This is a genomic window from Sinorhizobium sp. Y406, assembly GCF_058732025.1.
The window spans coordinates 2512501-2538571 of record NZ_CM178974.1; the positions used below are offsets into that span (position 1 = coordinate 2512501).

Below are 26071 nucleotides of genomic sequence, written 5' to 3' on the forward strand. Positions count from 1 at the left end.
TGATCAGCCGCCGATCCTGGCGGATGGACGTCGTGCACCGGACCGGCGCGAAATCTCCATGCGCTGGCTCTCGGGGACGTTCCTGACGGGCATCACTTCCAGCCTTCTGATGGGGGTCGCGCTCTTTGCCGCTCTCGACGGCCGGCAACAATTGGCGATTCCGGCGGAAGCCTTTGCCGCCCTCGACCCATCTCAAGGCATCAGCGCTGCCAAGCGCGGAAACCGCATCATCGCACCGAACGTCGTCGCCAAGCCGGCAGACAAGACTGTCATGGAGGTTTCGACGATGATCCATGACGGCGAGCGGGAGGTGGTTCGCCGTCAACCCTTCGTGCACGTTAAGATGGCGCTCGCCGCCAATCACCAGACCACGCAGGATTATCCCTCCTTCGATCCGCTCGCGATCTTTTCCACCGAGGGGCCGGCCGAGGCGCCTGCGGTCAGGACTGGAACGATCTACGGTTCGGACGTGGAATCCGAGGTGGCGTTGAAGACGGTCAACTTTCCTTTGAAGGGGGCGAGCTTGAAGTTCGGCCCCTCGATGTCGCTCGAGGAGGTGGAGGAAAACGTCCGAACCAATGGCTCTGTGCTGACGGAAGGCAGCACCCAGGTCGCCTCGCTCTTCTATGTCGACCCGCAGCGCTTCGCCTCCGACGACGGCAACCTCGACCTGATCCAGGGTCTAACAGCCCGCATCGTCGAGGAAAATATGAGCGTTTCAGCCTATGAGAACATCACCAAGCAGAGCACCGAATATGCCGACGACGTCATACCGGTGCGTCGTGATACGGCGATAGCGACGGTGATGGAGAATGCCGGCTACGCCGAAGCCGAAGCCGAGGACGCCGCCGGCTATATCGAGGAAGCACTCGGCTCCAAGAACCTTACCGCCGGGGATGTCTTGCGGATCGGCATCATCCAGAAGGGCGAAGAGGCGCACATCGTGCGGGCGACGATCTATTCGCGCAACCGGCATGTGCTGACGATGGCGGTCGATGATCATGGGCGTTTCGTTCCCGGTGCGGAACCGCCGAAGCTCGATGCGGTCGAGACCGCCTTCGACGACACGGGCGTGCCGGTGGTCACCAGCGGCCATGACCTGCCGCGAGTCTATGACGGCATCTATCGGGCGGCACTTTCCTACGGGATGAGTTCTGACATGGTCGCATTGCTCGTCAGGCTGCTGGCGAGCAATGTCGACTTCCAGGCGCAGCTGAAGCCCGCGGACTCGCTTGAGGCCTTCTTCTCGGTTGCCGACGAAGGCGGCCTCGCGACCGAGGATTCGGAGCTTCTCTATGTTAATGCCAAGTTCGGCGACGCCGAGACGCGCTTCTACCGTTTCCAGGATCCCGAGGATAATTCGATCGACTATTTCGACCAGGACGGCAAGAGCATCCGCCAGTTCCTATTACGGAATCCGGTCCCGAACGGTCGCTTCCGGTCGGGCTTCGGCATGCGCCGCCACCCGATCCTCGGTTTCTCTCGCATGCATACAGGCGTCGACTGGGCGGCTCCGCGCGGAACCCCGATCATCGCCGCCGGCAATGGCGTGGTACAGAGTGCCGGCTGGGACTCCGGCGGCTACGGCAACCAGACGCTGATCCGGCATGCCAACGGCTATGTCTCGTCCTATAACCACCAGAGTGCGATTGCCAAGAACGTCAAACCCGGCGCAAAGGTCGTCCAGGGCCAGGTGATCGGCTGGGTCGGAACCACCGGTCTCTCGACGGGTCCCCACCTCCACTACGAGTTGATCGTAAACGGCAACAAGGTTGACCCGCTGCGCGTCCGCCTGCCGGGCGGCAAGTCGCTCTCCGGCGAAGCGCTGGCGCAGTTCGAGAAGGAGCGGCAGCGGATCGACGAACTCCTCGGCAAGGACGATGCCAACGAGGTGGCGAGCAAGTAGCCCGTATTCGCCTTATGCAGATGGGCCGCCTGTGGCGCTAGTCGTCCGTGAACTATCCGTACGTCTCTGAAAGCGCTCTGTAATTTCTGCTTTCCTGCGGTACAGTGTTGCAAGAAAGGCGCTGGCTAAGCGCGCTTTTCTTGCAATTTGATTTTGCGGTTTGCGCCTTCAGCGCGGCGTGATTCACTCGGTTTAGCGGCGGTGAATCGAGGAGCGGCGATGTCGAGACCACGCGAGCGGCGCGAGACGGGGGAGCAGGATCTATTCCGCTCCCGGCTGGATCAGATCATCAACATGAAGCACGAACTGGTGCGGCTGGCGCAGGCGATCGACTGGCCGTTTCTGGAGCGCCACTTCGGTGAAGTCTATAGCGACGGCCCCGGCATGCCGCCGCTGCCGACGCGGCTGATGGCCGGGCTTTCGATCCTCAAGCATACCTTCAACCTGTCGGACGAGGAGCTGTGCGCCCGCTGGGTGGAGAACCCCTATTTCCAATATCTGTGCGGCGAAGAGTTCTTCCGCCATGACCTGCCGTTCGACCGCTCGTCGATGACCCGCTGGCGAGGGCGCATGGGAGAGGAGCGGCTGACCGCGCTGCTGCAGGAAAGCCTGGCGGTGGCGGTCAAGACCGGGGCGATGCAGCCGGCCGACACACGCCGGGTGATCGTCGACACCACCGTGCAGCCGAAGAACGTGATGTTCCCGACCGACGCGAAGCTCCTCCACCGGGCGCGCGAGCGACTGGTGAGGCTGGCGAAGAAGACCGGCGTGAAGCTGCGCCAGACCTATCTGCGGATCGGCAAGCTGGCGCTGATCAAGCACCAGCGCTACGCCCATGCCAAGCAGTTCAAGCGGGCCAACAAGGCGCTGCGGACCCTCAGGACCTATCTCGGCCGCACCGTCCGCGACGTTCGCCGGCAGATCGGCGATGACGAGAAGCTGCGGGCGATCTTCCTCTGGCCGCTCCACCAGGCCTCGACGGTTCTGGAGCAGCGGCAGCGCCAGCGCGGCCGCAAGATTTACAGCCTGCACGCGCCGGAGGTCGAATGTATCGGCAAAGGCAAGGCGCACAGGCCGTACGAGTTCGGCGTCAAGGTCTCCGTCGCCACCACGCTCAAGCGCTCGAGGGGCGGCCAGTTTGCCCTGCATGCAAAGGCCTTGCCCGGCAATCCCTATGATGGCCACACGCTGGCGACCGTGATCCCGGACATGGAGAAAACCATCGGCAACGAGATCGGCCGCATTCTCGCCGACGCCGGCTACCGCGGCCACAATGCCCCGGAGAGCCACAGGTTCAGGGTCTTCACCAGCGGCCAGAAACGCCGCGTCACGCCGGCGATTAAGCGCGAGATGCGGCGGCGTTCCGCCGTCGAACCGGTCATCGGCCATCTCAAGGCCGAGCACCGCATGGGCCGCAACTATCTCGCCAGCGAACACGGCGACGCCAACAACGCCGTCCTGGCCGCCGCCGGCTACAACTTCTCGCTCCTTCTCAACTGGTTGAGGCAGCTTTTGTGGCTGCTGCTCGCCTGGCTGCACGCCCGAGCGAACCCGCGCGCCGCTTAGCGATAGTCATTGTTCACGGTCGACGCGCTACGGGCGGCCCTCTGCATGAAGCAGCAACCTTGTGCGTCCCTGGGACGGCGCCGTCAACGCACAGGGTTCACGCGGCTTCCTGTGCTGAGCTTGAGCCGCGCTTGAAGGTCAGCCGATCGGAGCCGGCGAGAATCTTGACCGCCGAGCCGTCCGGGAACTCGCCCTGCAGCATTTTCTCCGCCAGCGGATCCTGGACATATTTCTGGATCGCCCGCTTCAAGGGCCGCGCACCATAGGCCGGATCATAGCCCCGCTCGGAGAGGAAATTCCGCGCCTCGTCTTCGAGCTCGATGGTAATCTTGCGCTCGGCGAGCAGCCTGCGCAGCCTTTCGAGCTGAATGTCGACGATGGCTCCCATTTGCGCGCGCCGCAGCCGGTGGAAGAGGATGATCTCGTCCACCCGGTTCAGGAATTCGGGCCGGAAAGCGGCTCGCACCACCTCCATCACCTGCTCGCGCACGACATCGCTGTCCTGGTCTTCGCCAAGCCCTGTCAGATACTCCGCCCCGAGATTCGAGGTCATGATGATCATCGTATTTTTGAAGTCGACGGTGCGACCCTGACCATCGGTCAGACGACCGTCGTCGAGTACCTGAAGCAGCACATTGAAGACGTCCGGGTGCGCCTTCTCGATCTCATCGAACAGCACCACCTGATAGGGCCTGCGGCGAACGGATTCGGTAAGCGCTCCCCCCTCTTCGTAACCGACATAGCCGGGCGGCGCACCGATCAGCCGGGCAACCGAGTGCTTCTCCATATATTCCGACATGTCGATCCGCATCAGCGCAGTCTCGTCGTCGAAAAGGAACCGAGCAAGCGCCTTGGTAAGTTCTGTCTTACCGACGCCGGTCGGACCAAGGAAGATGAAAGAACCGATCGGCCGATTTGGGTCCTGAAGCCCGGCGCGAGAGCGGCGAACCGCTCGCGACACGGCCTGGACCGCATCGCCCTGGCCGACGACCCATTTCGCCAATTCGTCCTCCATCCGGAGCAGCTTTTCCCGCTCGCCTTCGAGCATCTTGTCGACGGGAATGCCGGTCCAGCGCGAAACGACATGGGCGATATGGTCCGGCGTCACCACCTCCTGCACCATGGCCTTGGCGCTCGAACTATCCTGGCTTTCCGCCTCGGCGAGTTCTTTCTCCAATTTCGGAATGACGCCGTAGGCGAGTTCGCCCGCCCGCTGGAATTCGCCCTTGCGCTGGGCGATCTGTAGCTCGTTTCTTGCTTCGTCGAGCTCCTTCTTGAGATCGGCGGCACGGCCGAGCTTCTGTTTCTCGGCCTGCCACCGCGCGGTCAGCGTCGCCGCCTGTTCCTCGAGCGCGGCCAGATCGAACTCCAGCTTTTCCAGGCGATCCTTGGAGGAGGCATCGGTCTCCTTTTTCAAAGCCTCGCGCTCGATCTTCAGCTGGATGACACGCCGATCGAGCTCGTCGAGCTCCTCGGGCTTGGAATCGACCTGCATCCGCAGTCTCGACGCGGCCTCGTCCATGAGATCGATTGCCTTGTCCGGCAAAAACCGGTCGGTGATGTAGCGGTTGGAAAGGGTCGCGGCCGAGACTAGTGCCGAATCGGATATCCGCACCTTGTGGTGCTGCTCGTACTTCTCCTTGAGCCCGCGCAGGATTGAGATCGTATCCTCGACCGACGGTTCGTCGACGAAGACCGGCTGGAACCGTCGGGCAAGAGCCGCATCCTTCTCGACATGCTTGCGATATTCATCAAGCGTCGTCGCGCCGATGCAGTGCAGTTCGCCGCGAGCCAGTGCCGGTTTCAGGAGATTCGACGCGTCCATCGCGCCGTCCACCTTGCCGGCGCCGACGAGAGTATGCATCTCGTCGATGAAGAGGATGATCTCGCCTTCCTCGGAGCGCACCTCGTTGAGTACCGCCTTCAGTCGCTCCTCGAATTCTCCGCGGTACTTCGCGCCGGCGATCAATGCCCCCATATCGAGCGCCATGAGCCGCTTGTCCTTGAGGCTCTCGGGTACGTCGCCATTGACGATGCGGAGCGACAGCCCCTCGGCAATCGCCGTCTTGCCGACGCCAGGCTCACCGATCAGCACCGGATTGTTCTTCGTGCGGCGCGACAGCACCTGGATTGTGCGGCGGATTTCGTCATCGCGGCCAATCACCGGATCGAGCTTGCCATCGCGCGCTTCCGCCGTCAGATCGCGTGCATATTTCTTCAGCGAATCGAAGCCCTGCTCGGCATTCGCGCTGTCGGCCGTCCGGCCTTTGCGAATGTCGTTGATCACCTGATTGAGTTTCGTCGGTGTCACGCCAGCCTTCGAGAGGATCGCAGCGGTAGAGGCCGAACTCTCGACCGCGAGGGCCAAAAGCAGCCGCTCGACGGTGACGAAGCTGTCGCCGGCTTTTTGTGCCGCGTCCTCGGCCGTGGTAAACACCTTGGCAAGCGGCTGTGAAAGATAGACGGAACCGCTGCCGCCGGTCACCTTAGGAAGCTTTGCCAGCGCCTGCGCAGTACCCGTCCGCGCTTCGCGTGCGTCGCCGCCGGCGCGCTCGATGAGCGATGCCGCCATCCCTTGATCGTCGTCAAGCAAGACCTTGAGAACGTGCTCCGGCGTGAACTGTTGATGTCCCTCCGCCAGGGCATAGGTCTGCGCCGATTGCAGGAAACCACGCACACGCTCGGAATATTTTTCGATATTCATAACTTACCTCCATAGCCCGGCAAGCCCATCGTGGTGGCACTGGCCGGAGTTTCAGGATCAGGCTCCCGCATCGGCAAGCCTGTCATCGACGCCTCGTCCTCGCCTTGCGCGGGATCAAGTCTTCGAAGGGGAATATGGGGCAGCATTTTAGGAAATTAAAGGTGGGTATATCACCGCTTTTCCGAAATCAGATTTGCGGGAACGCGAGGATTCCGGGGGCTGTTGATGACAAGATGAGCCGCTCGGCGTTCTGCAGCTGGCGCTGGCCCATCGGCCCGAAAATCGGACCCGGTTTTCCGAAATCGATACACAGAGTCAAAGAATACAACGATACTTGCGCGTCCGAAACGACGCGCGGCGTTGCAATACAGAAGGCCCGGCCATGAGACCGGGCCCTACTTGACACGTGCGCTTGTCTTTTATTCCGATGCCGCCAATGCCGCCGCATCGCCAGATGCCGGAGCTTCACCCGCTGCACCCTCTTCTGAGGCGGTCCGGCGTGGCTGGCGGCGCGGCCGAGACGCACTGCGGCGGCGCGATGATGCCCGGCCGGACGACTGCGTTTCCTCTTCCAGAGCGACCTCGGCAGGCACGCCTTCGATCACCGGCTGCGGTCCGGAACCGTCAACCACCGGCTGCGGCTCAATTGCGGGCGTTACTGCCACCGGCGCCGGCGCCGGTTCTGCAAAGACCTGCTCCTGATCCAGATCGTCCTGCTCGCGGTCGGTCAGATCGCGATCCTGCTGATCCTGGCGGTCGTCCCGCTGGAAGCGATCCTGCATCTGTGCCTGTGCTGCCGCGATGATGCGGTTGTAGTGCTCGGCGTGCTGGAGGTAGTTTTCGGCGATGACGCGGTCGCCGGCGCTTTGGGCGTCACGTGCGAGCGCTGCATATTTTTCAGCAATATGCTGCGCTGTGCCGCGAATCTTCACGTCCGGGCCGGAGCTGTCATAGGTGCGCGTCAACGGATTGGAGCCCTTGCGGTTACCATTGCCGTTATTGTTGTTGCTATTATTGTTATTTCGCCCACGGCCGCGCTTATTTTGCTGTCCTGGCCTCATCGTCCATTCACCCGAATCTTTTCTATAATGATCATATGGTTCCGCATCCCGGCCGGCTCTGCCGCGCCAGAAAAACACGCGCCGCAGCAGACCGTCTGTTCGCGATCTCGGCGCCGGCTGACGTCAAATTAACAGATACCCGCACAAGGCACTGTCGAACCCAAGCAACTCTTTCTTGAGAGCAATCCCCATTGGCCAGGCCATACTGGACCGAATCTCCGGTCCATGACCCTCTGCCCAGTGCGCGGGCGCAAACTAGCCCGCTTCCTTCGGGATTCCAAGCCCTTTCTTTGCTCTTCAAGATAAGAGAGACGCCGGTGCAGCATTTTTTCAACGGTTGGTGCTGCCTTCGACGTCCTGCTCGAACACCAAGACCCGGTCGTTGCCGCCGAAATCCTTGGCGCTTTCAAGCAGGCGGAACCCCTCGCTCACGAACAGCGCCGCGACTGCCTGCTTCTGGTCGAAACCGATTTCCAAGCCTATTACACCGCCCGCCTCGATATGGCGGCCCGCGTGTAGAGCGATTGCGCGATAGGCATCAAGCCCGTCATCTCCGCCGTCAAGTGCGGCAGCCGGATCGTAGAGTCTCACTTCCGGCTCAAGCTTCTCGATAACTTTGGACCTGATATACGGCGGATTTGAGACGACGATGTCGAACCGTCCACCCACACCTTCAAACCACTTGCTTCGAAGGGTTTCGAAGCGTTCGGCCAGGCCGTTCCGCTTGGCGTTCTCGCTTGCGGTCGCCAAGGCTTCGTCCGATATATCGGTACCAAGGCCCCGCGCGTCAAGTACCGATGCGAGGAGCGCGAGACAGATGGCTCCGGTTCCGGTGCCGAGATCGATGATTCGGCAGTGTCCCTTGCAAGCGGCGATCCGGCGTGCGTACGGAATAAGTCGATCCACCAGCATTTCCGTATCCGGCCGCGGCTCGAGGGTTTCCCCGGACAGCTTGAGCGTCAATCCGTAGAACTCGCGTTCACCCAGAATGCGATAGACCGGCTCGCGACCCGCGCGGCGCTGAATTGCGGTCCGGATACGCTGAGCGTCGGCGTCGCTCACCGGATGCCGACCGCGGGTCATCAACTCCGCAAGAGACAGGCCGAGCAAACCCGAAACGAGATGGCGCGAATCCAGCGCCGCACCTTCGATGCCGGCGGCCATCAACCGATCGCGACTTTCGGCAAGAAGGCTGTCAACCGTCTCGGCCATCGCTGCTCAGTTCTGCTTTTCGCCGAGGAGGGCGAGCTGGCTTGCCTGATGGTCCGCCAGGAGCGCATCAACCACCTCGTCGATCTCGCCTTCCATCATCCGATCGAGCTTGTAGAGCGTCAGGTTGATCCGGTGATCGGTCACCCGGCCCTGCGGAAAGTTATAGGTGCGAATGCGCTCCGAACGGTCGCCGGAACCGACCTGATTCTTGCGATCGGCGGAGCGCTCGTTCTCGGCACGCTGGCGCTCCATGTCGTAAAGCCGCGAACGCAGTACCTGCATCGCCTTGGATCGATTCTGGTGCTGCGACTTCTCCGAACTCGTAACAACGATGCCGGTCGGCAGATGCGTGACTCGGACGGCCGAGTCGGTTGTGTTGACATGCTGACCGCCTGCGCCTGATGAGCGCATCGTATCGATGCGGATATCCTCCGGCCGGATCTCGACGTCGATCTCCTCGGCCTCCGGAAGCACGGCGACGGTTGCAGCTGACGTGTGGATGCGGCCGCTTGCTTCCGTCTCCGGCACGCGCTGCACCCGATGAACGCCCGACTCGAATTTCAGCCGCGAGAACACGCCGCGGCCGGAGACGGTCGCGATGATTTCCTTGAAGCCGCCAGCTTCCCCCTCGCTTGCTGAAAGCACCTCGACGCGCCACCCCTTGGTCGCGGCATACCGCTCGTACATGCGGAAGAGATCGCCGGCAAAGAGTGCCGCTTCCGAGCCGCCGGTGCCGGCGCGGATCTCGAGAATGGCGCTTTTCTCGTCTGCCGCATCCTTCGGGAGCAGCAGGACCTGGATTTCCTGCTCGAGCGCTTCGATCCTCTCCTCAAGCTGCGGCCGCTCCATTTCCGCAAGGTCGCGCATGTCCTTGTCCGTCGACCGGTCGTCAAGCAAGGCGTCGATGTCGGCAAGCTCGTCCTCTGCCTTCTGGTAGGCGCGGATCTTCGTTACCACCGACTGTAGCTCTGAATATTCCGAAGCAAGCTTCACATAGACATCGGCTGAAGGACCGGCAGACATGCGGGCCTCGATTTCGCCGAACCGTCGTTCGAGTTCGCGCATCTTTTCAACAGGAAGGTTGGCCAACTGTCACTCCAAATACACTTACCCGCCCGAACCCTGCCGGACGAGAACAAGACGCTCTCGTTCGATCTATACCGGTATGCCGTTTGCAGCGGCGAAATCGATGAGGATCTGGCGGATCGACGTCTCGGATTTCACGTCGTCCAGCTGAGCATCGAGGACTTCGCCCAGCTTTTCCGCATCGAGCGCGAGCAGCATCGCCTTCACCGGACCCACGGCCGTCGGCGACATCGACACCGAGCGGAAGCCCAGGCCGAGCAGTGCCATCGCCGAGAGCGGTTTGCTCGCCATCTCGCCGCAGAGAGTCACCGGCGTTTCGTTGCGCTCGCCCGCGCGCACGATCTGGCGAAGGATCCTGAGGAACGGCCGACCGAGCGTATCGAAGCGATCGGAAACCCGGGCATTGCCGCGATCCACCGCCATGGCGAACTGGAAGAGATCGTTGGAACCGACCGAGACGAAATCCACTTCGGCCATCAGCTCGTCAAGTTGCCACAGCAGCGCCGGCACCTCCAGCATCGCCCCGAACTGCAGCTTGCGCGGCAATTGTTCTCCGATCTTCGACTGCCTTTCGATTTCCTTCTGCAGAAGCAGGCGCGCCGCCTTCAGCTCGGCAACCTCCGTCACCATCGGCAGCATCAGCTTAAGTTCGCCGCCGGCGGCGGCCCGCAGCATCGCCCGGAACTGGGTGCGCAGCAGCCCCGGCCGATCGAGCGAAAGCCGGATGGCACGCCAGCCGAGTGCCGGATTTTCCTCTTCTGCTGCGCGGAAATAGGGAACCACCTTGTCACCGCCGATGTCGAGCGTGCGGAAGGTCACCGGCTTGCCGCCCGTCTGCTTCAAAACATTGCAGTAGAAGGCCTCCTGCTCCTCCGCCTTCGGCATGGTGGAAGCAATCATGAACTGGAGTTCGGTCCGGAAAAGTCCTATTCCTTCGGCCCCGGCCTCGTTCAGATGTGGCAGATCGACGAGCAGACCGGCATTCATCATCAGGGTGATGCGCTTGCCATCCCTCGTCAGCGGCTCGACGTCCTTGAGCGCCCTGAACTGCGCCTGACGGCGGGCTCGGAAGCGCACCTTCTCCTCGTAGGAGCGCTGCAGATCGGCGACCGGGCGCAAATGGACCTTGGCATCGTCACCGTCGACGATGATCGCGTCGCGATTTTCGGCAAGCGCCACGGCGCCTGCCGCCTGACCGACAACCGGGATGCCCATGGCGCGCGCGACAATCACGACGTGGCTTGTGACCGCGCCCTCCTCGAGCACCAGCCCGCGCACGTTCTCCCGCGGGTAGTCGAGCAGTTCGGCGGCGCCCATGGCGCGCGCGACGATGATCGCATCATTCGGGAAGTCCGCCGCCGAAAGCTTGGCGCCATAGCCCGACAGCTGGCGCAGGAGCCGGTTGGCAAGGTCGTCGAAGTCGTGCATTCGCTCGCGGAGGTAGGGATCCGTCAGGCGTATCATCCGTGCCTTGGTCTCGCTCTGCACCCGCTCGACAGCAGCTTCCGCCGTCAGGCCGTTGCGGATTGCTTCCTCGAGCTTCCTCACCCAGCCGCGATCATGAGCGAACATGCGATAGGTCTCTAGCACGGCCCGGTGCTCGCCTTCCATCGACACATCGCGCCGGGACAGCATATCGTCTATCGATATCCGCAGCGAGCCGAGCGCTTCCGCCAGGCGCTGCAACTCGCGATCCGTGTCCTCGTTGAGCAGATTGGTAACGACGATCCGCGGTTCGTGCAGAACCACGTAGCCCAGGCCGATACCCTCGCCATAGCTGTTGCCTTCAATCGCAACGGGGCGCGAAAGATCGAGCTCCAGTCCGGGCTTGGTGATTTTCTTGAGCTCGCCGGTCGCGACCATCTCGGCCAGCACCATCGCGGTCGTCTCGAGCGCCTCGACCTCGTCCTCGCGATAGTTGCGCTGCGCCTTGTTCTGCACGACGAGGACGCCGAGCGCGCGTCCGGTGCGCAGGATCGGCACACCGAGAAAGGAATGATAGATCTCCTCGCCCGTTTCCGGCAGATATGTGAAGGCGGGGTGTGATTGGGCATCGGAGAGATTGAGCGGGCGCGCCGAGGCGGCGATCGTACCGACGAGGCCCTGGCCCATCTTCAATTGCGCCAGGTGCACAGCAGTCTTGTTCAGACCCTCTGTCGCGTAAAGCTCGAGCACGCCGTCGGAGCGCAGCACATAGACGGAGCACACTTCCGCGACCATGTTCTGCGCTATCTGGCGCACGATCCGATCCAGGCGCTCCTGCGGCTCGAGCGGCTCCGCCATGAGTTCGCGCAACCGCTTGAGGAGAACGCGCGGACCCGCGGAAAGGTCTCTCATCGCGTGGGGTCTCCCGACAAAAACAGACGTTAGCAAAGGACGGGATGCGGCGGCCGTCAACGGGGCCGCGAATCCCAGATCTTATGCCTGCTGCTTAACTCTTATCCAGACCGTAAACGGAATGCAAAGTGCGAACGGCCAATTCGGCATAAGGTCCATCGATCAGAATGGAAATCTTGATTTCCGAGGTGGTGATCGCCTTTATGTTGATGCCCTTGTCGGCAAGCGCCCGGAAGGCCGAGGCGGCAACGCCCGCATGGCTGCGCATCCCAATGCCGATGACGGAGACCTTGACCAGACCGGATTCAGACTGAACCACGTCGTAGCCGATCTTCTCCTTGTTTTCCGAAAGCACCTTCAGCGCCTTGTTGACGTCACCGGACGGCACCGTAAAGGTCATGTCCGTCTTGGAGCCGTCTTCCGAGATGTTCTGAACGATCATGTCGACATTGATGTGGGCTTCCGCAAGCGGCCCGAAGATCGCGGCGGAAACACCCGGCCGGTCGGCCAAGCGGCGCAGCGAGATCTGGGCTTCATCCTTGGCATAGGCAATGCCGGTTACGACTTCCTGTTCCACGATCTCTTCCTCATCACAAATCAGCGTTCCGGGCGGGTTTAGAAGGTCACCCATGCCCGGCGCATCGGGATCCTCGAAAGACGAGCGCACGAAGGTGCGCACCTTGTGCACCATGGCGAGCTCGACCGAGCGCACCTGCAGCACCTTGGCGCCGAGAGACGCCATTTCCAGCATTTCCTCGAAGGCGATCTTCTTCAGCCGCCGGGCTTTCGGTTCGATGCGCGGGTCGGTCGTATAGACGCCGTCGACATCGGTATAGATATCGCAGCGGTCGGCCTTGACGGCGGCCGCGATCGCGACTGCCGAGGTGTCGGAGCCGCCTCGGCCGAGCGTTGCGACCCGGTTGTCGGGGCCGATCCCCTGGAAACCGGCAACGACCGCAACCTGCCCCTCGCCCATGCGGCGGATGATATCGGAGCCGTCTATGTCAAGGATGCGGGCGGCACCATGGGCGTTGTCGGTGCGGATCGGGATCTGCCAGCCCTGCCATGATCGGGCATTGATGCCCATGGACTGGAGAGCGATGGCGAGCAGACCGGAGGTCACCTGCTCACCGGAGGCGACGACCGCATCATATTCGCGCGCATCGAAAAAGGGCGCGTTGGCGCATGCGACCTTCGGCATGTTGTCGACCCAGCCGACGAGTTCGTTGGTCTTGCCGGACATGGCAGAGACGACGACCGCCACCTCGTGGCCGGCGTCGACTTCGCGTTTAACGTGGCGGGCGACATTGTGGATGCGGTCCAAATCTGCGACGGAAGTTCCGCCGAATTTCATCACGATGCGTGCCATTTCGCCTCTACCGTACCAACAAGTTTTCCGCGCGAACGCGCGACAGGAATTCGCTCCGCCGGCACCTGACGATCGAAGAGCTTTGAAGAGACGTCTCAGACATCGGCCGGTCACCGCCTCGGGGAGCGGAAGTCGCGGCGTCTCTTAGCGGATCAGGGGACGGCGCGCAATGGCCGTGAAAGCCCGGAGGCAGGGCTGCGAACGCGTGGGCGGACAACGCACCCGCCGAGGTGTTGAGCCAGCATCGCCTCGACCAGCGTGGCATCAATCCGATTTCATAATTAAACCACTTGCAATTTAAAACCATTGTTACATGCTCGAAGGATCGAGGGGCGGAAACAACGGGAGGAAAGTGGAATGCGCAAGGTCATCATGTGGGATATGGTCAGCGTCGACGGCCTCTTCGAGGCCCCGGGCCACGACATCGGCTGGTTCGTATTCGAAGACGAGCTTGCCGCCTATATCCGCGAGACGCAGCTCGGGGCCGACACGCTTCTCTTCGGCCGCGTTACCTATGAAATGATGGCGACCTACTGGCCCTCAGCCGAGGGGGAGATCGCCACCTTCATGAACAGCGTCGAGAAGTTCGTCTTTTCCAGAACCCTCCAGAATGCCGATTGGAACAACACGACGCTCGTTTCCGGCGATGCCGTCGCCGAGGTAGAGAAACTGAAGCGGCGCGAGGGTGGCACGATCTTCGTCTACGGCAGCGCCGATTTCGCGGGGACGCTGACGGCCAAGGGCCTTGTCGACGAATACCGCCTCGGCATCAATCCGGTGCTGCTCGGCAAAGGAACGCCCCTCTTCCAGAACATCCCCGACCACACGAAACTGTCGCTCACCCAGGTGCGGCCGCTGAAGTCGGGGGTCGTCATCCTGCACTATCAGCCCGTCCGGAACTGATGAACGCAGCTACAGGACCCTTGACATCGCCCGCCAATCGTCCGACTTCACGATGAACCGGCAAGGCGAGGTAGACTGCGATGAGCGAGACGGCACGCACGACGATCGATCAGAACGAGGTCGATCGCTTTTCGGCGATGGCGGCCGAATGGTGGGATCCGACCGGCAAGTTCCGTCCGCTGCACAAGTTCAACCCGGTGCGCCTCGCCTATATTCGCGATAAGGCCTGCGAGAATTTCGACCGCGACCCAAAGAGCCCGCAGCCGCTGAAGGGGCTGCGCCTGCTCGACATCGGCTGCGGCGGCGGTCTTCTCTCCGAGCCGATGGCGCGAATGGGGGCCGACGTGCTCGGAGCCGATGCATCGGAAAAGAATATCGGCATCGCCAGGACGCACGCGGCGGGGAGCGGCGTCGCGGTCGATTACCGCGCCGTGACAGCCGAAGCGCTCGCCGAGGCTGGCGAGAGCTTCGATGTCGTCCTCAACATGGAAGTGGTCGAGCATGTAGCGGATGTCGACTTCTTCATGACGACCTGCGCCCACATGGTTCGCCCCGGCGGGCTGATGTTTATCGCCACCATCAACCGGACGCTGAAGGCAGCGGCCCTGGCCATCTTTGCCGCTGAGAACGTGCTGCGCTGGTTGCCGCGCGGCACGCATCAGTACGAAAAGCTCGTGCGTCCGGAAGAACTGGAAAAGCCGCTCGAGGCGAGCGGCATGCAGGTCACCGACCGCACCGGCGTGTTCTTCAGCCCGCTTTCCAATCAGTGGAACCTGTCGCGGGACATGGACGTCAACTACATGATCGTCGCCAAGCGGCCGATTTGAATAAGTTGGACCGTCCTCAGTTCGCGTCGTCGGGGAGCACCGGCAGGGGCGCGACTTCGATGCCCTCCTCCAGGAGTGCGATCGCCTCTTCCCTGGAGGCCTTGCCGATCAGGCCGCGCTGATTGGCTTCGCCATAATGGATCTTGCGCGCCTCTTCGGGAAAGCGCTCACCGACGTCTTCCGCGTTCTCGCGGATTGATTTCACCATCTCTCTAAGTTTGGTGATCGTTTCCTTTTGCGCCTGGTCCATGACCAGTGCCTGCCGCGCCTCTTTCTTGCGAGCGGTCGAAACTGAAGGCGCCATAAGCTGCTTGGTGACGGAGGCGGAGTTGCAGGTGGGACAGGTGATCAGTCGGGCTGAGACCTGCCGCGAGTAGTCGTCGCTCGAGGAGAACCAGCCTTCGAAGGCGTGACCGTTCTCACAGGTGAGATTGTAGTGGATCAAGCTGCAACGCCTCCTTGCCCGGTGGGAGCCACTTCATCCAGCACGAAATCGCGGGCATTCTTGAGATTGGGGATGCGCCCCCGCGCCTTATGCGCCGCAGCAACGTCGATCTCGGCGATGATGACCGCCTCGCCGCTCGGACCGGCCTCGGCCAGCACCCGGCCCCAGGGACCGATGATCATTGAATGGCCGAAGGTCTGCCGTCCATCCTCATGGTCTCCGCCCTGCGCGGCGGCGACGACGAACAGCCCGTTCTCGATGGCGCGGGCGCGCAACAGGATTTCCCAATGCGCTTCCCCGGTCTGGCGCGTGAAAGCTGCAGGCACCGACATGATCTCGGCTCCGGCAACCGCCTGGCAGCGAAAGAGTTCCGGAAAGCGGACATCGTAGCAGATGGCAAACCCGAGCTTCCCGAAGGGAAGATCGGCGATGCGGGCCGTGGAACCGGGCCGGTAGGCGGCACTTTCCCGCCAGCTCTCGCCATTCTCCAGATCCACGTCGAACATGTGGATCTTGTCGTAGTCGCAGATCTTCTTTCCATCGGGTCCGAAGAGAAAACCGCGATTGGCGATCTTGCCGTCCTCAAGGCCGATCGGCGTTGAGCCGACATGGAGATAGATCCCGAGGTCGCCGGCAAGCCGTGCCGCCTCTCGCACGACCAGATCGCCGGTCTCGTCCTTCAGCACGGAGCGGAGCCCCGCCCGATCGCGCTGAATGGCGCCGGTCATCTCGGGGGTTTGTATGTAAATCGCACCTTGCAACGCCGCCTCGCGCACGAGACGCGCCATTGTCTCCGCATTGCTTGCGGGATCGATGCCGGAACACATCTGGATGGCGGCAGCCTTGAACGTCATACTCTTTCTCCGGAAGTGCCGGTCAGGCGGCAAGCATCGCGTCGAGCTTGCCCACCCGATCAAGCGCGTGCAGATCGTCGCAACCGCCCACATGAATGTCATTGATGAAGATTTGCGGGAAGGTCCTGCCGCCGTTGGACTTCTCGACCATCGTCTGACGTAGACTCGGATCGCAGGTGGCGTCGTACTCCACGAAAGCAACGCCCTTCGTCTCCAGGAGCTTCTTCGCCCTGGTGCAATAACCGCAGAACTGACGCGTATAGATGACGACCGAAGCCATAGTCTCAAACCGCTCCTTCACCACTCCGATGCCGGACATCTGCCATTGCCTGTTTCCCTGACCGTCCGGCGCAGCATGGAAACATGCAGGAATTCAACGCACTACAGCCTCCCCTATGGAAGCGCTGCACTTCAGTCATATAGGTCCGGACAAGGCTCTTGCAAAGGTCAAAACCGTGACGTCCCGAGCCCCCGCGCCTTTCAAGGCGCGTGTGGCAGCCGAAACGGTCGCACCCGTCGTATAGACGTCGTCGACGAGCACTATGCTCTTTCCGGCGAGAATCGGCCTCACGCCTTCCGGAACGGCGAAGGCGCCACGGACATTGTCCTCGCGGACTCTCAGCCCGAGCCCGACCTGACGGCTCGTGCGTTTAATGCGGCGAAGCGCGTCGGGCCGATAGGGCCTTCCCGCACGCTCCGCTATGACCCGCGCCAACTCCGCCGCCTGGTTGAATTTCCGCCTCCACAGGCGGAAGGCATGCAGCGGCACCGGCACGATCACATCGGCGGCCGCAACGGCACCGTCGCTGGCGCGGATCATCCATTCCGCCATCATCGGCGCCAGGTCGGTGCGGTCGCGATATTTCAAGCCGTGCACCAGATCACGTGCGATGCCCTGGTGAAGCGCCACGGAACGCAGCCTGTCGAAGACAGGAGGGTCGGCAATCGCCTCCGGCGACACGGCGCCCGCACCAGGATCGAAGGCAAAGGGCAAGCCGAGCACTTCGCAATAGGGCCGCTCGATCAACGGCAACCCCGCCCAGCACGATGGGCAGACGGCATGTGCGTCGCCCGTCAGCCGCCCGCAGCCGCGGCAGACGGGTGGAAACACCAGGTTGATTGCACCGATCCTGAGCCGCGCGAGTAGCGGCGCACCGTGCGCTGTCCAGTTTCTCCAAACATGCCGCTCCATCCGGTTGACTTTATCTCCGCCAGGGTTTCTCTCACATTCGTGATCTCGGGAGAGTATCGTGGAAATCATCTTTGACCAGAGCCTCGTCGAGGCGCACCGCCGACGCGCGCTTCTCCGCGGCGATCCGAAAGCAAGCTTCCTTCTCGACATCGTGGCGCAGGAACTCGCCGACCGGGTCGGCGTCGTGGAGCGGCACTTCGACAAGGCAATGGAATTGCACGGCTACACAGGCACTGCCGCCCGTCTTTTGGCAGAAACCGGCAAGGTCGGCGAAATCGAGCGCGTGGAAACCGACCAAGTCTTCCGTTGGAATGACGGGCCCGTAACGATCGCGCCGCTTGAACGCATCCCCGCCGAACCGGCTTCCCTCAACCTCCTGGTCTCGCCGCTGTCCCTGCATCTGACCAACGACACGCCCGGAGCCTTCATACAGGCGCGCCGGGCGCTGAAGCCCGACGGCCTCTTTCTGGCGGCGATCCCCGGCAGCGGCACGTTGCAGGAGCTGCGCGAGGCGCTACTCGTCGCCGAAGCCGAATTGACCGGCGGAGCAAGCCCGAGGGTCATTCCCTTTGCCGACGTTCGCGACATCGGCGCACTGCTGCAACGGGCCGGCTTTGCGCTGCCCGTGGCAGATGCCGAAACCTACACCGTCCGCTACGAGTCGCTCTTCGGTCTCCTCACAGATTTAAGAGCCATGGGCATGACCAATCCGCTGGCCGCCCGCAGCCGAACACCCGTGCCGAGGCGCTTCTTCCTGAGAGCGGCGGAAATCTACGCGGAACGCTTTTCCGACCCGGACGGGCGAGTTCGTGCGACCTTCTCAATTATTTACGTCTCGGGCTGGGCGCCGCATGGAAGCCAGCAGAAGCCGCTAAAGCCGGGCTCGGCAAAGCGCAGGCTGTCCGAGGCGCTGGGAGTGGAAGAACATTCGCTGAGGAATTCGGACGAGTCCTGATCTGGCTTCAGGCGTTGTCGATCGTTTCCGCTATGTATTCCAGCACATTCTGCAGACTGTCCGAAAAGCCCCTGAGCCCGACGAGGAGACCGACCGATATCAATGCGACGATGAGCCCGTATTCCACCGCAGTGGCGCCGTCACGGTTGTGAATGAGGAATTTGAACTTGCGCATACGTCCTCCAGCGATCCTTGCGGCTTCGCCATGCTACTGCATGTTTCCCTGGACCGACCTCGATCTAAGGACGGAGATGCAGCAATCAGAATGCCACGGCGACCTTGCGCGTCTGACAGGCGCACGACCCCATAGTGATTTTCCGCGGAGGACGCGAGCCTGCTGCATGTCTTTGTCCTTTAATCGACCTCGATTAAAGGACAAAGACATGCAGCAATTCAAAGTGCTACAGCGACCTTTGCGCGTCCAATAAGACGCGCGGCGCTGTAGGGGCTCAGGTCAGCATCCGCTCCTGGCGCCATCTGCATCGATGATGCACACGGCGCCCGGCATTTCCTGTAGCACGCTGCGGCGCACGGTATAGCGTCTGCCCGTACTGGCAGGGATGGAACCGGTGGTGATATTGTCGTAGTCGATCGGCCTGTTCGCAAGCATCCGCTTGTCGCTCTTCGACGACAGCATTGGCGTCAGAATCAGCGTCAGCGCGATCACTGCCGTCCCGAACAGCAGCGAAAGATTGAGCACACCCATCCGGCGGGACTGGCTTGCCGCCAGATCCTTGTCTTCGACCGTCCTCCAGAAATCCTCGTCCACCATTCCAGCCTCGCGAAATACTCTTAGGAGCAGCGTTGAAAGCACCTTCCCTTCAACTCGCTGACGCTGCCCGACGCAATTGCCCTTCAACCGGCCCCGATTTGAAGCACAAACCGATTGCGACGAGTTTGCCTCACGGGTGATAAACTTTCGATTAATGAAATGTTGGAGATCAAGGGAATGGAAAGCGCGGACTCCGCACTCGCAACGGAGCGCTGGCTATCGGCTATCGGCTAAAGCAAATCCATCAGGAAAGGAATGAGCGGTTCGTCGGCCGGAGGCATCGGGTAATCGCGCATCGCCTTGGGACGCACCCATTTGATCGCCTGGCCCTCTCGTCCCTCGGCAAATCCCTCGTAGCGGCGGCAGATATAGAGCGGCATCAGGAGGTGGAAACTATCATAGCTGTGGCTCGCGAATGTCAGCGGCGCGAGGCATGCGACCTTGGTGCGGATGCCCAGTTCCTCCTCCAGCTCGCGGATCAGCGTCTCCTCCGGCGTTTCGCCGGCCTCGACTTTGCCGCCCGGAAATTCCCAGAGCCCGGCGAGCGACTTTCCTTTCGGTCGCTGCGCAAGCAGGATGCGCCCGTCCGAGTCGACCAGCGCGCAAGCCGCCACGAGCACGATCTTCTTTTCCTTGGTTTCCATGCCCTACACCTTCGGCGCGCGATAGACGTAACGATAGACCTCGGTAAAGCCGGCCTTGCGGTAAAGCGCTATTGCCGCCTCGTTATCGGCTTCCACCTGTAGCCAGGCCTTTTTCGCACCACGAAGGCGGGCCCAGCGCAGCGACGCGTCGAGGAGCGCATCGCCCACGCCTTGGCGCCGCACCGACTCCGCAACCGCGAACTGCATGATGCCGGCGAGATCGTTGTCGTGCACGACAAGCGACACGGCCGTCGGCCCGATGTCGCGATCCTCGAAGAGGAATAGGCCGGTTTCGGGCTTGATCGCATTGATGATGCCGATCAAAGCTGCCTTGCTTTCGGGATCCTCCTTGCCGATCAGCAGCCGGGCATCGGCAAATCGTGCAACATCCTTGACCGGCAGATGATCCATGCCGTCGCCGAAATCGCGTTCCGCCAGATCGAGCGCCAGCACCAAGCTGCGCCCGAAAGCCGGCCAGCCAGACTTGTCCATGTGGGCGATCATCTGCGGCGGCGTCAGCGGCGTCTGGCGGACGGTCAACACACACCCGTGCTCGGCAAAGCGCCGCGCCGCCTTGTCGAGCCTGATGGCTATGTCTCGATAGTCCGACGGGTCGAGCGGATTGACCGAGTTCAGGCGCTTGGAAGCATGGCCGGCGGTCAACCGGACCAGCCAGCTTCCATCGTAGTATACACTGCTCGCCGGCCAGGCGCGGAAGCCGACGGCTTCGAGGCGCCGCACGCTCGGAAGGTTGACCGCCATGGCTTCGGTCTCGACATGGCCGTCCGGCCGTCCATCTTTCGATGTCATGTTCTTGAGCCCCGATGAAGCGCCGGGTCAGCTTCTGTAATCGCCATTTATCTCGACATATTCCTTGGTGAGGTCGCAGGTATAGACGGTGGCGCTGCCCGAGCCGAGACCGATTTCGACGCGTATCGGAATGGTCTCACCCTTCATCACCGCACTTGCGGCCGCTTCGGAATAGGCCGGGTCGCGCTCGCCCTCGACGGCGACGCGCACATCGCCGAACCAGATCGCCAACCGGTCGCGCTCGGCCATTTCTCCGGACTTGCCGACCGCCATCACCACCCGGCCCCAATTCGCGTCCTCGCCCGCGACCGCCGTCTTGACGAGCGGCGAATTGGCAATCGACAGCGCGATGCGCTTGGCGGCCGCATCGGTCTCGGCACCCTGGACCGTCACCTCCACCATCTTGCGCGCGCCCTCGCCATCGCGCACCACCTGCAGGGCCAGATCGCGAAGGAGATCATTGAGGGCTGCGCGGAAGGAAACGAGCCGCGGATCGTCCGAAGCCTCGACCCGAGCCTGCCCGTCCTTTGCCGCCGCACCGGTTGCAAACAGCATCAGCGTATCAGAGGTGGAGGTGTCGCTGTCGACGGTCACGGAGTTGAAGGTCGGGCCGACACCGGCCGAGAGCAGTGCCTGCAGCGCCGCCGGTGCGATATCCGCATCGGTAACCACGAAAGAGAGCATAGTCGCCATATCCGGCGCGATCATGCCGGCCCCCTTGGCGATTCCGTTGATCGTGACCTTGACACCGCCGATCTCGGTTTTGCGGGTGGCGACCTTTGGAAAGGTGTCCGTGGTCATGATCGCCTTGGCCGCCTCGAACCAGAAGTCCTCCGTGGCCTCCACCGCAAGCCGGTCGAGGACGCCGGCAAATTTCGCCGCGTCAAGCGGCTCGCCAATCACGCCCGTCGAGGCCAGGAAGATTTCGCCTTCGCTGCAGCCGACCGCCTGAGCCGCCGATTTCGCCGTGAGCTCAGTCGCTTCCCTGCCCTTCTTGCCGGTGAAGGCATTGGCATTGCCGGAATTGACCACGACCGCACGGGCGACGCCGGCGGGGAGGTTCTTCCGGCAGAAGTCGACCGGAGCGGACGGGCACTTGGAGCGCGTAAAAACACCGGCCACGGCGGTCGGCGCGTCGAAGATCATCATCAGCACGTCGGTGCGGTTCTTGTACTTTATCCCCGCTGCGGCGGTTGCCATACGCACGCCGCGCAGCGCTGGCATTTCGGCGAAGGTTTTCGGAGCAAGTGGAGAAACGGAACCGGACATGGGACATACCTGCTTTGGAAGCCTTGGGTGGGTGTGACAAACGCCCGAGCGGTATACAGCCGCCGGGCATTCCGACCTTGTCGAAGGCGGAGCGGCACGTTGAAGCGACACTGACTTCGCCTCACTCTCGCACTGCTCCTGCCAACGGCGGTGCGCTACGCTGTCGGAGGTGCGAGAGCCGCCGCGCACCGTCAATCGGGGGCGGAGAAATCGCTGTAGCGCCCTGAACTGCTGCATGCCTTCGTCTTCGAGGTCGATCGAGGAGACATGCAGTGGGGCACCCCAGAGAACGTTACCGTGCCTCCCGCGCCGCATTGGCCGCGTCGTAGGCCTTTTTCAGCTCGGCATCGGAAATCTCGACCTCCGTCGACTCTTTCGCGGTCGCCAGCAACGCCAGGTACTTGTCACGCATGACAAGCTGACGCACCTGCGGCTCGACCTGTTCGAGCGTCGGGGGCGCCTGCGGCCGCTTGTCCTCGACGAGGATCACGTGATAGCCGAACTGGGTCTTTACCGGCTCCTTGGTATAGGCGCCCTTCTCCAGTGCGAAGGCGGCCGCCTCGAATTCGGGCACCATCCGGCCCTTGGTGAAGTAGCCGAGATCGCCGCCGTCGTCCTTGTTCGGATCGGTGGATTTGGCCTTGGCGAGATCGACAAAGCTCTTGCCCGCGTCGAGTTCCTTGATGATCTCCTTGGCTTCCTCCTCGGTCTTGACGAGGATGTGCCGCGCCTTCACCTCCTCCTGTGCCGGGATGGCTGCGATTTCTTTCTCGTAACGCGCCTTGACGTCATCCTCGGTGATGGCGTCGACGACGTGTTTCTTGAAGAAGGCGTTGTGAAGTTCGCGCTCGGTCAGAAAGGCGATGCGCTGCTTGTACGTCTCGTCGTTCTGAAGTCCTTCCTTCTCGGCGTCCTTCGCCAGAAGCTTCACGTCGATGACGGATGAGAGAGCCGCAGCCCGCTTCTGCTCCTCCGGCATGCGCTCAAGCTGAGGATCGAGACTGCCGATCGCCAGGTCAAGCTCCGACTGGCGAATTTCCTGATCGCCGACCTTCGCGACGATCGGGTCCGTCTCTTCGGCGCGAACGACACCGCCCGCCGCGATCATCGCGACCAGCGCCGCGAGCGCCAGGGTCTTGTATCTGGACATCTATCTAACCTTTCACATTGGCCGTCAGCGCGACGCCAAGCCTTAAGCGGACTGCACAACACCAGAATGTGGCAGTTCTGCAGCCGGCTGGCCGTGCAAGTGCGTTGACATAATCCGACCCCCCTCTTATCTGTCACGCAACCTCGCGTCCAGAACAGTTTTCCGGGCGTTTCACGGCACTTCGCGGTTTTTCGGGCGAACCTGAAGCCCGATTCTGAAACCGCAGGCGACAAAAAAGGAAAGGACCATTCTAATGGTCAGTCTCGGCGGCCTTGCCCGCAAGTTGTTTGGCTCTTCCAACGATCGCCGCGTCCGCAGCTACAAGGGCCGGGTGGATGCCATCAGCGCCCTCGAATCCGATATGCAGGCTCTGAGCGACGAAGCGTTGGCGGCAAAGACGGCAGAGTTTCGCCAGCAGCTTTCCGACGGCAAGACCCTCGACGACATCCTGGTTCCGGCCTTTGCCGTCGTACGCGAAGCGGCACGCCGCGTGCTCGGCCTGCGCCCCTTCGACGTTCAGCTCATCGGCGGCATGATCCTGCACGAGCGCTCCATCGCCGAAATGAAGACCGGCGAAGGCAAGACGCTCGTCGCGACACTGCCCGTCTATCTGAACGCGCTTGCCGGCAAGGGCGTCCATGTCGTCACCGTCAATGATTACCTCGCCCAGCGCGATGCAGGCATGATGGGCCGCGTCTACGGCTTTCTCGGCTTGACGACGGGCGTCATCGTCCATGGTTTGACCGACGAGCAGCGCCGTGAAGCCTATGCCTGCGACGTCACCTACGCCACCAACAACGAACTCGGCTTCGATTATCTCCGCGACAATATGAAGTACGAACGCTCGCAGATGGTGCAGCGCGGTCACTTTTTCGCGATCGTCGACGAGGTCGACTCCATCCTCGTCGACGAGGCGCGCACGCCGCTCATCATCTCCGGTCCGCTTGACGATCGCTCGGAACTCTATAACACCATCAACGACTTCATCCCGCTGCTGGCGCCGGAAGACTACGAGATCGACGAGAAGCAGCGCTCTGCCAACTTCTCGGAGGAAGGCACCGAGAAGCTCGAGAACCTGTTGCGCGAAGCGGGCCTCTTGAAGGGTGAGTCGCTCTATGACATTGAGAACGTCGCGATCGTCCACCACGTCAACAATGCGCTGAAGGCTCACAAGCTGTTCACCCGCGACAAGGACTACATCGTCCGCAACGGCGAGATCGTCATCATCGACGAGTTCACCGGCCGTATGATGCCGGGCCGCCGCTATTCGGAAGGCCAGCACCAGGCACTCGAAGCCAAGGAAAAGGTGCAGATTCAGCCCGAGAACCAGACGCTCGCCTCGGTCACCTTCCAGAACTACTTCCGCATGTATGAAAAGCTTGCGGGCATGACCGGCACCGCGGCGACGGAAGCCGAGGAATTCGGCAATATCTACGGCCTCGAAGTGGTGGAAGTTCCGACGAACCTGCCGATCCAGCGCCGCGACGAGGACGATGAGGTCTATCGGACCGCCGGCGAGAAGTACAAGGCGATCATCGAGGAGATCAAGACGGCGCACGAGCGCGGTCAGCCGATGCTTGTCGGCACCACCTCGATCGAAAAATCGGAGTTGCTCGCCGAGATGCTGAAGAAGAGCGGCTTCTCCAAGTTTCAGGTTCTGAATGCCCGTTATCACGAGCAGGAAGCCTATATCGTCGCCCAGGCCGGCGTGCCGGGCGCCGTGACGATCGCCACCAACATGGCGGGCCGCGGAACCGACATCCAGCTCGGCGGCAACCCGGACATGCGCATCCAGCAGGAATTGGGCGACGTCGAGTCGGGTCCCGAGCGCGAAGCACGCGAAAAGGCAATCCGCGAGGAAGTGCAGAAGCTTAAGGAGCAGGCGCTCGCCGCAGGCGGGCTCTACGTGCTGGCCACCGAACGGCATGAGAGCCGCCGCATCGACAATCAGCTGCGCGGCCGCTCGGGGCGCCAGGGCGACCCCGGCCGTTCGAAGTTCTACCTGTCGCTGCAGGATGACCTGATGCGCATCTTCGGCTCAGACCGCATGGACGGCATGCTGCAGAAGCTGGGCCTGAAGGAAGGCGAAGCCATCGTCCATCCCTGGATCAACAAGGCGTTGGAACGCGCGCAGAAGAAGGTCGAAGCGCGCAACTTCGATATCCGGAAGAACCTTCTTAAATACGACGACGTCCTCAACGATCAGCGCAAGGTCATCTTCGAGCAGCGCCTCGAGCTTATGGACGCAACGGATGTCGGCGAGACCATCGCCGACATGCGCAACGAAGTGATCGAGGACATTGTCGGCAAGCGCATCCCTGAACGGGCCTATGCCGAGCAATGGGACATGGAAGGGCTTAAGGCTGACGTCCAACAATATCTCAACCTCGATCTTCCCGTCGTCGAATGGGCTGCGGAAGAAGGTATTGCCGAGGACGACATCCTCGAGCGCATCACCGCCGCCGCCGACAAAGCCGCGGCCGACCGGGCGGAACGCTTCGGGCCCGATATCATGCAATATGTCGAACGCTCGGTCGTGCTGCAGACGCTCGACCATCTTTGGCGCGAGCACATCGTCAACCTCGACCATCTCCGCTCCGTCATCGGCTTCCGCGGTTACGCACAGCGCGACCCGCTGCAGGAATACAAATCCGAGGCGTTCGAGCTGTTCCAGGCCCTGCTCGTCAATCTCCGTCAAGCCGTGACCGCGCAATTGATGCGCGTTGAGCTGGTGCGCGAGGCGCCGCAGGAGCCGCAGCCCTTGCCGCCGATGGAAGCGCACCACATCTCCCCGCTCACCGGCCAGGACGATTTCGCGCAGGCGGGAGAGACGCTGCTCGCAACCGCTCCCCGCAATCCGGCCGATCCCTCGACCTGGGGCAAGGTGGCGCGCAATGAGCCATGCCCCTGCGGTTCCGGCAAGAAATACAAGCATTGCCACGGAATCTATGAAGCCTGATCGAGATGCCGCCTCTACACAGTAGGCGGCATTTTCGTCTGAACCGCATG

The 26071-nt window shown here is 62.1% G+C and carries 22 protein-coding genes (1 of these 22 cut by a window edge); 6 read left to right on the forward strand and 16 right to left on the reverse strand.

What is annotated here, in order from left to right; genetic code table 11:
• Both AC4P1R_RS12065 and AC4P1R_RS12070 read left to right on the forward strand, forming a co-directional pair.
• Nucleotides 1-1906, forward strand: the 3' portion of a protein-coding gene (locus tag AC4P1R_RS12065; RefSeq protein WP_069459292.1) for a M23 family metallopeptidase. The gene continues 35 nt to the left of window position 1, outside the view; 1906 of the gene's 1941 nt are visible here — the last part of the coding sequence; its start codon lies beyond the left edge, outside the window; it ends in the stop codon at nt 1904-1906.
• Nucleotides 1907-2125: 219 nt separating this feature from the next.
• On the forward strand, nt 2126-3472 hold the full coding sequence (locus AC4P1R_RS12070) for an IS5 family transposase (protein ID WP_492176801.1): 1347 nt from the start codon (nt 2126-2128) through the stop codon (nt 3470-3472).
• 97 nt (nt 3473-3569) lie between these two features.
• Here AC4P1R_RS12070 and clpB read toward each other — a convergent pair whose 3' ends face one another.
• The 6 genes from clpB to AC4P1R_RS12100 all read right to left on the reverse strand — a co-directional run bounded on the left by clpB (nt 3570) and on the right by AC4P1R_RS12100 (nt 13241).
• Nucleotides 3570-6176 (reverse strand): ATP-dependent chaperone ClpB, encoded by a 2607-nt coding sequence (clpB, locus tag AC4P1R_RS12075; protein WP_492177017.1) that lies wholly within the window; start codon nt 6174-6176, stop codon nt 3570-3572.
• 419 nt (nt 6177-6595) lie between these two features.
• Entirely contained in the window at nt 6596-7237 is a 642-nt protein-coding gene (locus AC4P1R_RS12080) for a DUF4167 domain-containing protein (protein WP_492177745.1), read from the reverse strand.
• A 330-nt stretch (nt 7238-7567) separates the two neighbouring features.
• A complete protein-coding gene (prmC, locus tag AC4P1R_RS12085; protein ID WP_492177018.1) occupies nt 7568-8449 on the reverse strand; it encodes a peptide chain release factor N(5)-glutamine methyltransferase in 882 nt (293 codons plus the stop codon).
• 6 nt (nt 8450-8455) lie between these two features.
• On the reverse strand, nt 8456-9538 hold the full coding sequence (gene prfA / locus AC4P1R_RS12090; RefSeq protein WP_492177019.1) for a peptide chain release factor 1: 1083 nt from the start codon (nt 9536-9538) through the stop codon (nt 8456-8458).
• A 66-nt stretch (nt 9539-9604) separates the two neighbouring features.
• Nucleotides 9605-11872 carry a phosphoenolpyruvate--protein phosphotransferase gene (gene ptsP / locus AC4P1R_RS12095; protein WP_069459287.1) on the reverse strand — a complete coding sequence of 756 codons (2268 nt, stop codon included), beginning with the start codon at nt 11870-11872 and terminating at the stop codon, nt 9605-9607.
• Nucleotides 11873-11966: 94 nt separating this feature from the next.
• Nucleotides 11967-13241 carry an aspartate kinase gene (locus AC4P1R_RS12100; RefSeq protein WP_069459286.1) on the reverse strand — a complete coding sequence of 425 codons (1275 nt, stop codon included), beginning with the start codon at nt 13239-13241 and terminating at the stop codon, nt 11967-11969.
• A gap of 357 nt (nt 13242-13598) precedes the next feature.
• On the opposite strand from AC4P1R_RS12100, the gene AC4P1R_RS12105 reads away from it, so the two are divergent.
• The gene (locus AC4P1R_RS12105; RefSeq protein WP_492177020.1) at nt 13599-14144 is read left to right on the forward strand and encodes a dihydrofolate reductase family protein; all 546 of its coding nucleotides are present in this window, start codon (nt 13599-13601) and stop codon (nt 14142-14144) included.
• An 80-nt stretch (nt 14145-14224) separates the two neighbouring features.
• The gene (gene ubiG / locus AC4P1R_RS12110; protein WP_492177021.1) at nt 14225-14971 is read left to right on the forward strand and encodes a bifunctional 2-polyprenyl-6-hydroxyphenol methylase/3-demethylubiquinol 3-O-methyltransferase UbiG; all 747 of its coding nucleotides are present in this window, start codon (nt 14225-14227) and stop codon (nt 14969-14971) included.
• Nucleotides 14972-14987: 16 nt separating this feature from the next.
• Here the strand turns inward: ubiG and AC4P1R_RS12115 are convergent, their stop codons facing one another.
• From AC4P1R_RS12115 to AC4P1R_RS12130, 4 genes are all read right to left on the reverse strand, one after another.
• Entirely contained in the window at nt 14988-15416 is a 429-nt protein-coding gene (locus AC4P1R_RS12115; RefSeq protein ID WP_492177022.1) for a DUF1178 family protein, read from the reverse strand.
• Nucleotides 15413-16270: a carbon-nitrogen hydrolase family protein gene (locus AC4P1R_RS12120; protein WP_492177023.1), complete on the reverse strand. Its 858-nt coding sequence runs from the start codon at nt 16268-16270 to the stop codon at nt 15413-15415. Before AC4P1R_RS12120 ends, AC4P1R_RS12115 begins: the two co-directional genes overlap by 4 nt.
• A gap of 22 nt (nt 16271-16292) precedes the next feature.
• A complete protein-coding gene (grxC, locus tag AC4P1R_RS12125; protein WP_492177746.1) occupies nt 16293-16550 on the reverse strand; it encodes a glutaredoxin 3 in 258 nt (85 codons plus the stop codon).
• A 135-nt stretch (nt 16551-16685) separates the two neighbouring features.
• The gene (locus AC4P1R_RS12130; RefSeq protein ID WP_492177024.1) at nt 16686-17462 is read right to left on the reverse strand and encodes a ComF family protein; all 777 of its coding nucleotides are present in this window, start codon (nt 17460-17462) and stop codon (nt 16686-16688) included.
• Nucleotides 17463-17520: 58 nt separating this feature from the next.
• On the opposite strand from AC4P1R_RS12130, the gene AC4P1R_RS12135 reads away from it, so the two are divergent.
• Nucleotides 17521-18417 carry a methyltransferase domain-containing protein gene (locus AC4P1R_RS12135; protein WP_492177025.1) on the forward strand — a complete coding sequence of 299 codons (897 nt, stop codon included), beginning with the start codon at nt 17521-17523 and terminating at the stop codon, nt 18415-18417.
• A 7-nt stretch (nt 18418-18424) separates the two neighbouring features.
• On the opposite strand, the gene AC4P1R_RS12140 is transcribed toward AC4P1R_RS12135, so the two are convergent.
• The 6 genes from AC4P1R_RS12140 to AC4P1R_RS12165 all read right to left on the reverse strand — a co-directional run bounded on the left by AC4P1R_RS12140 (nt 18425) and on the right by AC4P1R_RS12165 (nt 23062).
• Nucleotides 18425-18592 carry a Flp family type IVb pilin gene (locus tag AC4P1R_RS12140; protein WP_069459279.1) on the reverse strand — a complete coding sequence of 56 codons (168 nt, stop codon included), beginning with the start codon at nt 18590-18592 and terminating at the stop codon, nt 18425-18427.
• Nucleotides 18593-18871: 279 nt separating this feature from the next.
• Nucleotides 18872-19189, reverse strand: a complete 318-nt coding sequence (locus AC4P1R_RS12145) for a hypothetical protein (protein ID WP_492177026.1) — start codon at nt 19187-19189, stop codon at nt 18872-18874.
• A gap of 230 nt (nt 19190-19419) precedes the next feature.
• Nucleotides 19420-19833 carry an 8-oxo-dGTP diphosphatase MutT gene (mutT, locus tag AC4P1R_RS12150; protein ID WP_492177027.1) on the reverse strand — a complete coding sequence of 138 codons (414 nt, stop codon included), beginning with the start codon at nt 19831-19833 and terminating at the stop codon, nt 19420-19422.
• Nucleotides 19834-19836: 3 nt separating this feature from the next.
• Nucleotides 19837-20643 carry a GNAT family N-acetyltransferase gene (locus AC4P1R_RS12155; protein WP_492177028.1) on the reverse strand — a complete coding sequence of 269 codons (807 nt, stop codon included), beginning with the start codon at nt 20641-20643 and terminating at the stop codon, nt 19837-19839.
• Between the two features lie 27 nt (nt 20644-20670).
• Nucleotides 20671-21912 carry a bifunctional glutamate N-acetyltransferase/amino-acid acetyltransferase ArgJ gene (argJ, locus tag AC4P1R_RS12160; protein WP_069459275.1) on the reverse strand — a complete coding sequence of 414 codons (1242 nt, stop codon included), beginning with the start codon at nt 21910-21912 and terminating at the stop codon, nt 20671-20673.
• 292 nt (nt 21913-22204) lie between these two features.
• Nucleotides 22205-23062, reverse strand: a complete 858-nt coding sequence (locus AC4P1R_RS12165) for a peptidylprolyl isomerase (RefSeq protein WP_069459274.1) — start codon at nt 23060-23062, stop codon at nt 22205-22207.
• A 253-nt stretch (nt 23063-23315) separates the two neighbouring features.
• Here AC4P1R_RS12165 and secA point away from each other — a divergent pair, with 253 nt between their 5' ends.
• A complete protein-coding gene (gene secA / locus AC4P1R_RS12170; RefSeq protein WP_492177029.1) occupies nt 23316-26021 on the forward strand; it encodes a preprotein translocase subunit SecA in 2706 nt (901 codons plus the stop codon).
• The last annotated feature ends 50 nt before the right edge of the window (nt 26022-26071 follow it).